We start from the raw sequence: 13,836 nt of genomic DNA, 5'->3' as shown, positions 1-13,836 counted from the left end.
CCGGCAACGGCCCTCCCCTTCACACGCTTTCTCACGCACCGCAGGCGCGGCGCCCGCTCCGGCGCGCCGCGCCTTCGCATGCCTGCCGTGCACAATTGGTGCTCCCCCGAGCCCCTTTGCCCCACGCCGCGCATGCGAATCCACGAACTGAAACGACGACTCCGCGAGGCCGGGGCCGGCCCCAGCCACGAGCAGCGCATCCTGCGGCTGTGGTCGCATGCGCTGCCGCGCAACAGCGGCAGGCGCCTGCCGGCCACCTTCTTCCCGTCGTCGCTGATGGAGGCCCTGCCGGCCATCGAGGCCGAACTGGCGGGCCTGGCGCGCATCCACGCGGTTCATCCCGGCGCCGACGGCTCCGAACGGCTGCTCGTTGCGCTGGCCGACGGCCAGACCGTCGAAAGCGTGCTGCTGCCGCGCGACGGCCTGTGCGTCTCGTCGCAGGTCGGCTGCGCCGTCGGGTGCCAGTTCTGCATGACGGGTCGCGACGGCCTGCTGCGCCAGGTCGAAAGCGCCGAGATCATTGCGCAGGTCGCGCTCGCGCGCCTGCGCCGGCCGGTGCGCAAGGTGGTGTTCATGGGCATGGGCGAACCGGCGCACAACCTGGACAACGTGATCGAGGCCATCGAGCTGCTCGGCACGGTCGGCAACATCGGCCACAAGAACCTGGTGTTCTCCACCGTCGGCGATCCGCGCGTGTTCGAGCGGCTGCTGCAGGCGCGCGTGCGGCCCGCGCTGGCGCTCTCGCTGCACACGACCAATGCGGATCTGCGCCGCAAACTCCTTCCGCGCGCGCCGAACCTGACGCCTGAAGCCCTCATCGACGCAGGCGAGCGCTATGCCCGCGCGACCGGCTACCCGATCCAGTACCAGTGGACACTGCTCGAAGGCGTGAACGACGGGCCCGAGGAAGTCGAAGGCATCGTGCGGTTGCTCTCGGGCAAGTACGGCGTGCTGAACATGATCCCGTTCAACACGGTGGAGGGCGTGGACTTCGGCCGCCCGTCACGCGAGCGCTGCGAGCAGATGGCCCGCACGCTGCACGAACGCGGCATCCTCACGAAGCTGCGCTATTCGGCCGGCCAGGACGTCGATGGCGGCTGCGGCCAGCTGCGGGCGCGCGCGGCCGAAGTGCGGGTGAGCGTGCCGATCCGCCGGGCCGACGAGCGGCTCAGCTGAGCGAGGCCATCCAGTCCCACACTGCGCCGGGCGCCTCGACCATCACGTTGTGGCCATGCGGGCCCAGGTCGCGGGCGTCGGGGTCGAGGGAGCGGGTCTGCTCGAGGGTGACCAACGCATCGTGGCGGCCCTGGCCGAGGTGAATCGGGCAGCGCGCCAGTCCGACGAGTTCGGACAGCGGCGGCTTGCCCACGGCATTGGCGCGCGGGTCCATGGCAAGGCGCCATCCCTCGCCATCTTGCGCAACGCCGCGCGCCACGACAAGCGATGTCGCATCGACGATCCCCGCGAGACCGGAGACTTTCAGATAGCGGTCGCGAGCCTCTTCTTCCGTAGCGAACTTCTTCGCGGGCTGCGTCGCCAGCGCCTCCATGCGGCGGACCTCTTCATCGCTCCATCCGACCTTGATACCCGCCGCGAAGACCGCGTGCGGCACGACGCCGAACCACCCCGTCGCGAGCGCAAGGCCGATCACACCGCCCAGCGAATGTCCGAGCACCACGAGTCGGCCTTCGGGCTGCAGATGCGGCAGCACCGCACGCGCCACGGTCGCCGCGTGCTGACCGATGGCGTAAGAGGTCTGTCGGTCCGATGTGCCATGCCCAGGCAGGTCGCGCGCCAGCCAACGGCCGCGCCATCGCGTACCCGCCTGCGCGCACAGCGGCGCCCACACCGCGCCTGTCGCGCCCATGCCGTGCAGCAGCACCAGCAGGTCCGGGCCTTCGCCGCCTTGTTCCGTGTACATGTCCGCGGTCTCCTGGCACTTTCGATGGCGCGAGAATACCCGGCGACGCCCCGAAAAGGGCCCGATCGGCACCCGCTGCCGCAAGACAGCGCGGGGCCTTGTCCGGCCCCGTTTGCGCGGAATGGCTGACGCGCCTTACCCTGTGGTCCGGGGCATGCTTGGCGTTGTTTTTCCCGTCTCCCCGACGCTCCTTCCTTTCCCTTCTCCTCCAAAGGCTTTCGCCCCCTCAAGAACCCATGCTTGATCGCCGATCCTTCCTCGCCGCCGGCAGTGCCGCCGCCGCACTCGCTGCCCTGGGACTGCCCGAAGAGGCGCTGGCCGCCAACGGCCTGCAACTGAGCCAGCCGGCGCCCTTCTCCTTCGATGCGCTCGTCGCGCAGGCCAAGCGCCTGGCCGCCCGCCCCTACACCGCCGCCGCGCCGCTGGCGCCGCAGGTGCTGGAGCGCATCGACTACGACGCGCACGGCAAGATCCGCTTCGACCCCGCCAACGCCCTCTTCCGCGACGGGCCCGGCGCCTTTCCGGTCACGTTCTTCCACCTCGGCCGCTTCTTCCAGACCCCGGTGCGCATGCACGTGCTGGAGAACGCCGGCGGCGACAGCTTTGCGCGCGAGGTGCTCTACAGCCCGTCGTACTTCTCGATGCCCGCCGACAGCCCCGCGCGCGCGCTGCCCGAAGGCGCCGGCTTCGCGGGCTTTCGCCTGCAGGAAAGCCGCCTGGGCGACCAGGGCAAGCTCGACTGGCAGAAGAACGACTGGGTCGCCTTTCTCGGCGCCTCGTACTTCCGCGCCATCGGCGAGCTCTACCAGTACGGCCTGTCGGCGCGCGGCATCGCGCTCGACGTCGCGGTGCCCGACAAGCCCGAGGAGTTTCCGAACTTCACGCGCTTCTATTTCGAAACGCCGGCCGCGGGCAACACCACGGCAATGACCGTCTACGCACTGCTCGAGGGGCCGAGCGTCACGGGCGTGTTCAAGTTCGTCATGCAGCGCGGCAAGGCCGTGATCATGGACATCGACGCGCGCATCTTTCTGCGCCGCGACGTGTCGCGCCTGGGCCTGGTGCCGCTCACGTCGATGTACTGGTACTCGGAGACCATCAAACCCACCGCCATCGACTGGCGTCCCGAGGTGCACGACTCCGACGGCCTCGCGATCTGGAACGGCGCGGGCGAGCGCATCTGGCGCCCGCTCAACAACCCCACGCAGACGCGCGCGTCAGCGTTCGCCGACACCCGGCCGCGCGGCTTCGGCCTGCTGCAGCGCGACCGCAACTTCGACCACTACCAGGACGGCGTCAACTACGAGAAGCGCCCCAGCCTGTGGATCGAACCGCTGGGCGACTGGGGCGAAGGCTCGGTGCAACTCATCGAGATCCCGACCGACGACGAGATCCACGACAACACTGTCGCCTTCTGGGTGCCGAAGGCCGATGCAAAAGCCGGGGCAAGCTACAGCCTGCAATACCGGCTGCACTGGACCGACCAGGAGCCCTTTCCGTCACCGCTCGCGCGCTGCGTCGCCACCCGCATCGGCCGCGGCGGCCAGCCGGGCCAACCGCGTCCGCAGGGCGTGCGCAAGTTCATGGTGGAGTTCATCGGGCAGCCGCTCACCACGGTGCCCTTCGGCGTCAAGCCCGAACTGGTGCTCACCGCGCCGCGCGGCAAGTTCTCCTACGTCTTCGCCGAAGCCGTGCCGAATGGCGTGCCGGGCCACTGGCGCGCGCAGTTCGACTTCACGCCCGAAGGCACGGAGCCGGTCGACATGCGGCTGTATCTGAAGAACGGGGACCAGACGTTGACGGAGACCTGGCTGTATCAGTACCAGCCAGGTTGAATTTCACGAAGCCTCAGCGCTTCGTGATCGACACCAGCTCGACTTCGAAATTCAACGTCGCATTCGGCGGAATCACACCACCCGCGCCACGCGCGCCGTACGCAATCGCAGGCGGGCAGGTCAACTTCGCCTTGCCGCCCGGCTTCATCTTCTGCACGCCTTCGGTCCAGCACGGGATCACGCCGTTGAGCGGGAACTCGGTGGGTTCGCCGCGCTTGTACGAGCTGTCGAACTCCTTGCCGCTGTCGGGGAAGGTGCCGCGGTAGTGCACCTTGACCACGTCGGTGGCGGCGGGCGATGCGCCGGTGCCTTCCTTGAGCGACTGGTAGATCAGGCCGCTGGGCGTGGTCACGGCGGCGGATTGCGCAAAGGCTGCGGGAATGGCGAAGACGGACACGAGCGCGGCACAGACAAATGACTTCACGAAACACCTCGGTGGTTGAAAAGCTGCCGATTATGGACAGCCCCCGTGAAGCCACCTGTACGCCGATGTATCCGGTGGAACGGCCCTTGCTTTGGGACGGGCGCACTGTCACCATCCGCCCAGAGAGGAAGCCCCCATGCGCGCCAACGACGCTTCGCCGGCCCCCGCCGCCGGCACCGGCCATCTCAAGAAAGTCCTCGGTCCCGTCCAGTTGTGGGGCATCGCGGTCGGCCTCGTCATCTCGGGTGAGTACTTTGGTTGGAGCTACGGCTGGAACACGGCCGGCACGCTCGGCTTCCTGGTCGCCACGGTGCTGGTGGCGACGATGTACACAACCTTCATCTTCAGCTTCACCGAGCTCTCGACCGCCATCCCGCATGCGGGCGGCCCCTTCGCTTATGCGCGGCGCGCCTTCGGGCCGCGCGGCGGTTTCGTGGCGGGCTTCGCGACGCTGATCGAGTTCGTCTTCGCGCCGCCGGCCATCGCACTGGCGATCGGCGCGTATCTCAACGTGCAGTTCCCGGGCATCAACCCGAAGTGGTTCGCGGTGGGGGCCTACGTGGTCTTCATCGGGCTGAACTGGATCGGCATCGGCATCGCGGCGGCGTTCGAGCTGTTCGTCACCGTGCTCGCGATCTTCGAGCTGCTGGTGTTCATGGGCGTGGTCGCGCCGGGCTGGTCGATGGCGAACTTCGTGGCCCACGGATGGGCCGGCGGCAATGTGCTGAACGGCGCGGCGGTGTCGGGCATCTTCGCGTCGATCCCGTTCGCGATCTGGTTCTTCCTGGCCATCGAGGGCGCGGCCATGGCGGCCGAAGAGGCGCGCGATCCGCACCGCACGATTCCGCTGGCCTACACCACCGGCATCGTCACGCTGGTGCTGCTGGCCTTCGGCGTGATGATCTTCGCGGGCGGCGTGGGCGACTGGCGCCAGCTCGCGAACATCAACGACCCGCTGCCGCAGGCGATGAAGGCGGTGGTGGGTGCCAACAGCGGCTGGCTGCACATGCTGGTGTGGATCGGCCTGTTCGGACTCATCGCGTCGTTCCACGGCATCCTCATGGGCTACTCGCGCCAGATCTTCGCGCTTGCCCGCGCCGGCTACCTGCCGAGCTACTTCGCCGGCCTGAGTCCGCGCTTCGACACGCCGCACCGCGCGCTGCTGGCCGGTGGCATGATCGGCATCGCCGCCATCTTCAGCGACGAGTGGGTGCAGTTCGGCGGACAGACGCTCACGGCCAACATCGTCACCATGGCCGTGTTGGGCGCGATCGTGATGTACCTGATCTCGATGGCCGCGCTGTTCAAGCTGCGGCGCACCGAGCCCGACCTGCTGCGCACCTACCGCGCGCCCTTCTACCCCGTGTTCCCGGCCATCGCGCTCGGGCTCGGTCTGGTGTGCCTGGGCGCGATGGTCTGGTTCAACACCATGCTGACGGTGCTCTTCCTCATGCTGATGGCGGCCGCCTACGGCTATTTCCTGCTCACCTCGGCGCAGCGCGACGCCGCCGCGCCGGACGAGATGCTGTCGTCCACGCCCTGAAAAGATCCAACGACACGATGCGCTACCGCACCACCATTGCCGGCCAGGTGTTCGCCTTCGACGATCTGCGGCAGGTGCTCGCCTGCGCCAGCCCCGCGCGCTCGGGCGACTACCTCGCGGGCCTTGGCGCGGCGACCGCGCAGCAGCGCATGGCCGCGCGCCACGTGCTGGCCGACACGCCGCTGAAGCAGTTCCTCACCGAGGCGCTGATTCCCTACGAGCAGGACAACATCACGCGGCTGATCATCGACACGCACGATGCGCAGGCCTTCGCACCGGTCGCGCACCTCACGGTCGGCGACTTCCGCAACTGGCTGCTGTCGGAACAAGCCACCACAGAGGCACTCGCCGCGCTCGCACCGGGCCTCACGCCCGAGATGGTGGCGGCCGTGTCCAAGCTCATGCGCAACCAGGACCTGGTCGCGGTCGCGAAGAAGTGCCACGTCGTCACGCGCTTTCGCGACACCATCGGCCTGCCCGGGCACCTGGCCGTGCGCCTGCAGCCCAACCACCCCACCGACGACCTGCGCGGCGTGGCCGCCTCCACGCTCGACGGCCTGCTGTACGGCGCGGGCGACGCAGTGATCGGCATCAACCCCGTGTCCGACAGCCTGCCGGTGCTCGGGCGCCTGCTGCACATGCTCGACGAGGTGATCCAGCGCTTCGAGATTCCCACGCAAAGCTGCGTGCTCACGCACGTGACCAACACGCTGAAGCTCGCCGAGGCCGGCGCACCGGTCGACCTCGTGTTCCAGTCGATCGCCGGCACCGAGAAAGCGAACCTCTCGTTCGGCGTGACGCCCGCCTTGCTCGACGAGGCCCACGCCGCGGCGCAATCGCTTGCGCGCGGCACCGTCGGCAACAACCTCATGTACTTCGAGACCGGCCAGGGCAGCGCGCTCTCGGCCAACGCCCACTTCGGCGTCGACCAGCAGACCTGCGAGGTGCGCGCCTATGCGCTGGCGCGGCGCTACCAGCCGCTGCTCATCAACACCGTGGTCGGCTTCATCGGCCCCGAGTACTTGTACGACGGCAAGCAGATCATCCGCGCCGGGCTCGAAGACCACTTCAGCGGCAAGCTGATGGGCCTGCCGATCGGCTGCGACATCTGCTACACCAACCACGCCGAAGCCGACCAGGACGACATGGACACGCTGCTCGTGCTGCTGGGCACCGCGGGCATCAACTTCATCATGGGCATCCCGGGCGCCGACGACGTGATGCTCAACTACCAGAGCACCTCGTTCCACGACGCCCTCTTCCTGCGCGAGACGCTGGGCCTGAAGCGCGCACCCGAGTTCGAGGCCTGGCTGCAGCGCATGCAGATCACCGACACCGCCGGGCGGCTCGCACCGCCCTCGGCCAACCGACTGCTGCGCGACATGGGCGGGCTGTCCGCGCTGGCGCCATGAGCGATTCACCCGTCACCCCGAACCCCTGGGCGCAATGGCGCGCCGCCACGCCCGCGCGGCTCGCGCTGGGCCGCGCGGGCGCCGGCATGCCCACCGACGAAACGCTGCGCTTCGGCTGGGCCCACGCGATGGCGCGCGACGCGATCCATGCGGCGCTCGATGTCGACGCGCTCGATGCCGCACTGCGCGCCGACCGATGGGACGTGAGCCGCGTGCACAGCCGCGCCCCCGACCGCACCACCTACCTGCGCCGCCCCGACCTCGGCCGCCAGCTCGATGCCGAAGACGCCGCGCGCCTGCGCGACGATCGGCCTGCAGGCGGCTGCGACGTCTGCCTGGTGATCGGCGACGGCCTTTCCTCGCTGGCGGTCGCGCGCCACGCCGAGCCGCTGCTCGCCGCGCTGCGCCCGCAATTGCCTCCCGGCACGCGCCTGTCGCCCGTGTTCATCGCCACGCAGGCGCGCGTCGCGCTGGCCGACGAACTGGGCGAAGCGGTCGGCGCGGCGCTGTCGATCATGCTGATCGGCGAGCGCCCGGGCCTCAGTTCGCCCGACAGCCTCGGCATCTACCTGACCCATTCGCCCCGCCGGGGCCGGCACGACGCCGAACGCAACTGCATCTCGAACGTGCGGCCCGAGGGGCTGTCGTACGCGCAGGCGGCCTTCAAGCTCGCGTGGCTGGTGCGCGAATCGCTGCGCCGGGGGTTGAGCGGCGTGGGGCTCAAGGACGAGAGCGACCTGGCGGTGCTGGCTGCAGGCCCGCACGCCGTTGCCTATGATCCCGGGACCGATCCCCAGGAGACAAGCAGATGACCGCCCCCCGCTACCCCCTCGCCGAACTGAAAGACCTGCCCGACGACATCCGCACCGCGATCCTTGCCGTGCAGGAAAAGGCCGGCTTCGTGCCCAACGTGTTCCTCGGCCTTGCGCGCCGCCCCGCCGAGTGGCGGGCGTTCTTCGCGTACCACGACGCGCTGATGCTCAAGGAAGAAGGCTCGCTCACCAAGGGCGACCGCGAGATGATCGTCACCGCCACCAGCGCGGTCAATCAATGCCTGTACTGCGTGGTGGCGCACGGCGCGCTGCTGCGCATCTACGAGAAGAAACCGCTGGTGGCCGACCAGGTGGCGGTGAACTACCGCAAGGCCGACATCACGCAGCGCCAGCGCGCGATGCTCGACTTTGCAATGAAGGTCTGCGAACGCTCGCACGAGATCGACGACCGCGACTTCGGGCCACTGCACGCGCACGGCTTCGACGACGAAGACATCTGGGACATCGCGGCCATCACCGCCTTCTTCGGCCTGAGCAACCGCCTGGCCAGCTTCAGCGGCATGCAGCCGAACCCGGAGTTCTTCCTGATGGGCCGTCTGCCACGCGAAAAGAAGTAAGACGCTGCGGTAGCGAGCTCAGCCCTTGCCGCGGCAGGAGGCCAGCGCATCGAGCGCGGGCTTGTAGGTGGGCGTGGTCACGTCCATGAGGCCCAGCACCGTGTGATAAAGGTTGTCGTGCGTGAGCGGTGCGTCCAGGCCCGCCTCCATGCACGAGCGCGAGAGCTTGCGGCGCTCGCTCATGCCGTCGCCGAACCAGGTGACCATGGGCACGTGCTTTTGCGCATCGGGCGCGAAGCTGTAGGGCACGCCATGCAGGAACAGGCCGTATTCGCCCAGCGACTCGCCGTGGTCGCTGATGTACAGCAGTGCCGGGTCGTACTGCTTGGACTGGGTCTGGAGCCAGTCGATGGTCTGGCCGAGGAAGTGGTCGGTCTGGGCGATCGAGTTGTCGTAGACGTTCATCAGCTCGGCATGCGCGCATTCGGCCAGCGCGTTGGTCTTGCACTCGGGCGTGAAGCGCTTCAGTTCGGGCGACGAACGCTTGTAGTAGGCCGGGCCGTGGCTGCCCATCTGGTGCATGACGAGCACGACGCCCTTGGCGCGGCGTTCGGCGGGCAGCGCGGCGATGCGTTCATCGAGGCCCTTGAGCATCACGTTGTCGAGGCACTCGTCGCCGTCGCACAGCGCTTTCTTGGTGGCGGCGTCGAGGCCGTCGAAGGCCGAGGCGTTCGGGATGCGCGCGCACACGCCCTTGCAGCCGGCCTGGTTGTCGAGCCAGAACACGGCCAGGCCCGAGGCCTGCAGAACGTCCATGAGGTTTTCGTACTCGTCCTTGCGCGACTCGTAGCCGTCCTTGCCCAGCGGCGAGAACATGCACGGCACCGAGGCCAGCGTGTTGGTGCCGCACGAGCGCACCTCGCGGTAGCTCAGCACCTTGCGCTTGGCCAGGTCGGGCGTGGTGTCGCGGGCGTAGCCGTTCAGGCCGAAGTGGTCGGCGCGCGCGGTTTCGCCCACCACCACGATGAACAGCGGCGGCCGCGCCTGACCTGCGTAGCTCGCGCCGAGCGCGGTGCCGGCGGTGATGGGAATCAGCTTGCTGCTGCGCTTGAACATCGGGCGCAGCACCACGGCGCTGGCCGAGTACAGGCTGGCGATCGGGTTCATCATGTAGCGCAGGTGCACGTTGTTGCGCATGAGCGGCGCGAGCTGCCGGTTCATGGCCACGGCCGTGCCCACGGCCACGATGGCGGCCAGCGCCAGCAGCAGCGCGTTGCGCCAGAAATGCGACAGCAGCCCCATCCGCACGATGCGCACGCGCCAGATCGCCCAGGCCGCGGGCAGCACGACCACGAGCACGTTGAAGGCCATGCGCCAGCTCAGCAGGTCGCGCGCCTCGTTGGGGTCGGTCTGGAACGCGTTCGCGATCATGCTCGGGTCCATCACCACGCGGTACTGGAGCATGTAGTGCTGCGCCACCGCGGCGATCACGACCACGGCCAGCCACAGCGGCTTCATCCAGCGCGACCAGGCGGTGAGCGACAGCATCGCGACGGTGCCGCAGAAGGTGAGCATCCCCAACGCGGCGACGGTCGGCATGTAGGTGCTGGGCGCGCCGCCCAGGCGGGCCAGGTCGTTCAGCAACGGCCAGTTGGCCGTGAGGCCGAGGTACACGCTGAGCCAGACGATCACCTGCCGGGTCGAGCGGGGCCGCGTGATCCAGCGATCGAAGCGTGCCCACAAGGAGTCGGAAGTGCTGCGCGCGTCGGGAAACGCAGACGAGTGGTTTTCAGACAGGAGGTGGCCCGGCACAGGCGCGGACTCTATACGCGAAAGAGACATGCGCCAAATGTAAAAAGCGCATCTGAAGGGAGCCTGAACCGCCGCTCCCCCTCCGGCGAGAAATCGGCCTAGACGCCGCGCCGCGCACGCGCGCGCCAACGGGCCTGGCGAATCCGGCGCGACGAGCGCACGAACGGCCGGGTCGCGACGGCATGCGCCACGGCCATCGAGACGAGCGCCCCGAGGATCGCGGCCCCGGCAATGTCGGACGGGAAGTGCAGGCCCAGGTAGAGCCGGCTCCAGCCCACCAGCGCCGCCACCGCAAGCGCGGCGCACGCCGGTGCGCGCCACGGCAGGCACCACAGCAGCGAAAAGGCCGCGGCAAAGGTGCCGGCCGCATGCAGGCTCGGAAAGCCCGGTCGCACGCCCTGCGGCACCCACTGGATGCCCAGGCCATAGAACGCCGGCCGCGGAAACGGCAGCAGCGTGCGGAACACGTTCACCACCAGCCACACCACGAGCACGCTGACCAGCGCGGTGAAGAAGGCGTGGCGCCAGCGGCGGTCGAAGGCGGCTGCCAGCGCGATCGACAGTGCCAGCAGCGTCGGCAGCACGTTCGAGGCGAACACCGCGAACCGGATGCCCCACGCCGGCGCCGAGGCCGAGGCGTTGATCCAGCTGAACAGGGCGAAATCAAGGACTTGCATGCAGCGGCGCGGTGCGCTCGACGGGAGGGACAGTCCGGCGGCGCGTCGCCACCAGATCGATGAGGAAACCGACGCTCCAGCAGACCCAGGCGGTCCACAGCGTGTGGCTCATGTAGTGCGCGCCGCGCATCTGCTGCGCCACGCCGAGCACGAGGCCGGCGGCCAGCGCCACGCACAGCCACACGACAGCCCCGCGCGGTGCCACGCGCCGCAGCACGAAATACCCGCCGAGGTAGGCAAAGGCGGCCGAGGCATGGCCGGCCGGGAAGCAGCCGCCCGGCCCGCCGTCGTCCTGGCCCCAGGCCCAGTGCGACACGTAGCGCGCCGCGCCGCCGAACTCCTTCAGGTCCCAGGGGCAGCTGGTGTCGCTCGCATGCTTGATCAGGCTCACGGCCAGCACCGAGGCCAGCACCGTCAGCGCCAGCTGCACGCGGGCGCCCGTGTCCAGGCGCCGCAGCACGCCCACGGGCCAGCGGATGGCGGCGAACAGGCCGAACACCAGCAGCCAGCTGAGGTTTCTCGCGCCCTCGTGCATCACGTGCACCAGGAAAGGGTTCTCGCGCCAGGGAAAGCCCATCGGCGTGCCGGCCAGGCGGGCCAGCGGCAGGTCGCCGCCAAGGGCGTCCCAGATCATCAGCAGGGCCAGGGCAAGCAAGGTCAGGGCTCCGAGACGGAGATTCGGGGAACGGGTCATGAAGAAAAACAGGCCTCGGAACAGACTGGCGCGAGCCTACGCACGCGGGATGAACCCAGTCTGAAGGGACCTGAACGATTCCTGACTCGGTTTCCCGGCCAGGGGGCGGCGCTATAGACTTCGAGTTTTTGTAAGGGCCACCGCGTGCGAATCTTGCTGGTCGAAGATGACAGTTCGTTGGCAGACGCGGTCTGCAGTTACCTGGTCGCCAAGGCGTTCGTCGTCGACGTGGCCCCCAGCCTGGCCGAGGCGCGCGGCGCGCTGCTCTCGGTGCAGTACGCGGCGGTGCTGCTCGACCTGCACCTGGGCGACGGCGACGGCCTGTCTCTGCTGCCGCAGGTGCGCGCGCTGCGCGAGCCGCCCATCGTCATCGTGCTCACGGCCCGCGACCAGGTCACCGACCGCATCCGCGGGCTCGATGCCGGCGCCGACGACTACCTCATCAAGCCCTACGACCCGGCCGAGCTGCTGGCGCGGCTGCGCGCCGTGGAACGCCGGCGCAGCGCCAACACCTCGCCGGTGCTGCAGCTGGGCACGCTGGAGATCGACCTGGCCCACGACCGCGTGCGCAAGGACGGCGTGCCCGTCGTGCTCACGCAGAAGGAATGGGCGCTGCTGCGCGTGATGGCCACGCGGCCCGAGCGCATCCACACGCGCGACAACCTGGCCGACGCGCTTTACGGTTTCGGCGACGAGGCCGACAGCAACACGCTCGAGGTGTTCATCAGCCGGCTGCGGCGTAAGCTCGGGCGCAGCCACATCCAGACGCTGCGCGGCCTGGGCTACCGGCTGTCGTTCTCGGCGGACGACGAGGAATGACCGGCACCCTGCTGCGCGACCGCCGCGATTCGCTGGCCGGGCGCCTCACGCGCACGCTGATCCTGTGGGTCGGCGGCGTGTGGCTGCTGTGCGTGCTCGCCGTGGTCTGGTACGTGGACCGCGAGATCAACCACAACTTCGACAACGAGCTGGTGGAGGTGTCGCACCGCATGTTCGACATGGCGGTGCAGGAGCTCGAGAAGCTGCGCCTGCACCACGAGAACGGCAAGCAGGACACGCCGCTGATCGCGCCCAAGCAGCTGTTCTCCGAAGACGCCGTGATGTACCAGGTGGTCGACGTGCACGAGCACGTGCTGCTGCGCTCGGCCGAGGCCCCCGACGACGCCTTCGACGTGCCGCTGGCCGCCGGCTTCGCCAACAACCAGACCTGGCGCATCTACACCGTGCGCCACCCCACGCTGGGCCTGTACTTCCAGGTGGCCGACCCGCTGGACGAACGCCGCCGCGCACTGAACCGCACGCTGTTCGGCCTCATCATCCCGCTCGGCGCGGTGCTGCCGCTGCTGGCGCTGGTGCTGCGCCGGGTCGCGCGCACCGAGCTGCGCGTGCTGCAGCAGCTGGCCGGCGAGATCGAGAAGCGCAACGGCGCCGACCTGCGCCCGATCACCCTGCCCGGCCTGCCGCAGGAGCTGCGCGCGGTGGGCGACCATGTCAACCGGCTGCTGCAACGGCTGTCGCAGTCGCTGGACGTGGAGCGCGCGCTGGCCGCCAATGCTGCGCACGAGCTGCGCACGCCGCTGGCCGCCGCGCGCCTGCGGCTGCAGACCGCACTCGACCACGACCTGAAGCGCGCCGACGTCGAAGGCGCGCTGCAGGCGCTGCAGATGCTGAGCCACCGCGCCGAAAAGCTGCTGCAGCTGTCGCGCGCCGAATCGGGCGCCTCGCTCACGCGGGCGCGGGTCGACCTGGTGCAGCTGGCGGGCACGGTGGCGCAGGAGTTCTGGCAAGACCCGCAGATCAACGAACGCCTGAAGCTCAAGGTGCCCGACAGCGCGGCGCCCGTGGCCTTCGGCGACGTCGATGCGCTGGCGATCGCGCTGCGCAACCTCGTGGAGAACGCGCTGCGCTACAGCGGCGACGGCCGCGTGACGATCGAGGTGGCGGCGCCCTGCGTGCTCGCGGTGCGCGATGCCGGCCCGGGTGTCAGCCCCGAACAGCTGCAGTCGCTGCACCATCGCCATGTGCGCCACGGCTCGGACCGCGCCGGCTACGGCCTGGGCATGTCGATCGTGAGCACCATCGTCGAGAAACACAACGCAACGCTGGAGCTGGCCTCGCCGCCGCCCGGCATGGCGCGCGGCTTCGAGGCGCGCATCGTGCTGCGGCCGGCCTGAGCCTTTTGCGTCGA

General features: G+C 69.2%; 13 protein-coding genes. 8 read left to right on the top strand and 5 right to left on the bottom strand.

Going from position 1 to position 13,836, the window contains the following annotated elements:
- The first annotated feature begins 132 nt into the window (after positions 1-132).
- A complete protein-coding gene (locus AC07OH_RS03030) occupies positions 133-1,176 on the top strand; it encodes an RNA methyltransferase (protein WP_495299532.1) in 1,044 nt (347 codons plus the stop codon).
- Here AC07OH_RS03030 and AC07OH_RS03025 read toward each other — a convergent pair.
- Entirely contained in the window at positions 1,169-1,921 is a 753-nt protein-coding gene (locus AC07OH_RS03025; RefSeq protein ID WP_495299531.1) for an alpha/beta fold hydrolase, read from the bottom strand. The genes AC07OH_RS03030 and AC07OH_RS03025 overlap by 8 nt on opposite strands.
- Before the next feature lie 236 nt (positions 1,922-2,157).
- On the opposite strand from AC07OH_RS03025, the gene AC07OH_RS03020 reads away from it, so the two are divergent.
- Positions 2,158-3,756, top strand: a complete 1,599-nt coding sequence (locus AC07OH_RS03020) for an OpgD/OpgG family glucan biosynthesis protein (RefSeq protein WP_495299530.1) — start codon at positions 2,158-2,160, stop codon at positions 3,754-3,756.
- A 13-nt stretch (positions 3,757-3,769) separates the two neighbouring features.
- On the opposite strand, the gene AC07OH_RS03015 is transcribed toward AC07OH_RS03020, so the two are convergent.
- Entirely contained in the window at positions 3,770-4,180 is a 411-nt protein-coding gene (locus AC07OH_RS03015) for an FKBP-type peptidyl-prolyl cis-trans isomerase (protein WP_495299529.1), read from the bottom strand.
- 136 nt (positions 4,181-4,316) lie between these two features.
- On the opposite strand from AC07OH_RS03015, the gene eat reads away from it, so the two are divergent.
- The 4 genes from eat to AC07OH_RS02995 are packed head-to-tail and all read left to right on the top strand — an operon-like array spanning position 4,317 to position 8,525.
- Positions 4,317-5,723 (top strand): ethanolamine permease, encoded by a 1,407-nt coding sequence (gene eat / locus AC07OH_RS03010; RefSeq protein ID WP_495299528.1) that lies wholly within the window; start codon positions 4,317-4,319, stop codon positions 5,721-5,723.
- A gap of 17 nt (positions 5,724-5,740) precedes the next feature.
- Positions 5,741-7,135 carry an ethanolamine ammonia-lyase subunit EutB gene (locus AC07OH_RS03005; RefSeq protein WP_495299527.1) on the top strand — a complete coding sequence of 465 codons (1,395 nt, stop codon included), beginning with the start codon at positions 5,741-5,743 and terminating at the stop codon, positions 7,133-7,135.
- On the top strand, positions 7,132-7,947 hold the full coding sequence (eutC, locus tag AC07OH_RS03000; RefSeq protein ID WP_495299526.1) for an ethanolamine ammonia-lyase subunit EutC: 816 nt from the start codon (positions 7,132-7,134) through the stop codon (positions 7,945-7,947). Before AC07OH_RS03005 ends, eutC begins: the two co-directional genes overlap by 4 nt.
- Positions 7,944-8,525: a peroxidase-related enzyme gene (locus tag AC07OH_RS02995; protein WP_099796473.1), complete on the top strand. Its 582-nt coding sequence runs from the start codon at positions 7,944-7,946 to the stop codon at positions 8,523-8,525. The genes eutC and AC07OH_RS02995 overlap by 4 nt, the downstream gene beginning before the upstream one ends.
- Positions 8,526-8,543: 18 nt before the next feature.
- Here the strand turns inward: AC07OH_RS02995 and AC07OH_RS02990 are convergent, their stop codons facing one another.
- From AC07OH_RS02990 to AC07OH_RS02980, 3 genes are all read right to left on the bottom strand, one after another.
- Complete coding sequence (locus tag AC07OH_RS02990; RefSeq protein WP_495299525.1) at positions 8,544-10,307, bottom strand: phosphoethanolamine transferase; 1,764 nt, start codon at positions 10,305-10,307, stop codon at positions 8,544-8,546.
- 68 nt (positions 10,308-10,375) lie between these two features.
- Positions 10,376-10,954 carry a phosphatase PAP2 family protein gene (locus AC07OH_RS02985; protein ID WP_495299524.1) on the bottom strand — a complete coding sequence of 193 codons (579 nt, stop codon included), beginning with the start codon at positions 10,952-10,954 and terminating at the stop codon, positions 10,376-10,378.
- Positions 10,941-11,648: a phosphatase PAP2 family protein gene (locus AC07OH_RS02980; RefSeq protein ID WP_495299523.1), complete on the bottom strand. Its 708-nt coding sequence runs from the start codon at positions 11,646-11,648 to the stop codon at positions 10,941-10,943. The genes AC07OH_RS02985 and AC07OH_RS02980 overlap by 14 nt, the downstream gene beginning before the upstream one ends.
- 144 nt (positions 11,649-11,792) lie before the next feature.
- On the opposite strand from AC07OH_RS02980, the gene AC07OH_RS02975 reads away from it, so the two are divergent.
- Entirely contained in the window at positions 11,793-12,467 is a 675-nt protein-coding gene (locus AC07OH_RS02975; protein ID WP_062474437.1) for a response regulator, read from the top strand.
- Positions 12,464-13,822 (top strand): sensor histidine kinase, encoded by a 1,359-nt coding sequence (locus AC07OH_RS02970; RefSeq protein WP_495299522.1) that lies wholly within the window; start codon positions 12,464-12,466, stop codon positions 13,820-13,822. Before AC07OH_RS02975 ends, AC07OH_RS02970 begins: the two co-directional genes overlap by 4 nt.
- Positions 13,823-13,836: the final 14 nt, after the last annotated feature.

Source organism: Variovorax sp. GW821-FHT10C12 (assembly GCF_059415405.1).
Note: the sequence above shows the minus strand (reverse complement) of the source record. Positions and strands in the feature narration are given on the sequence as shown.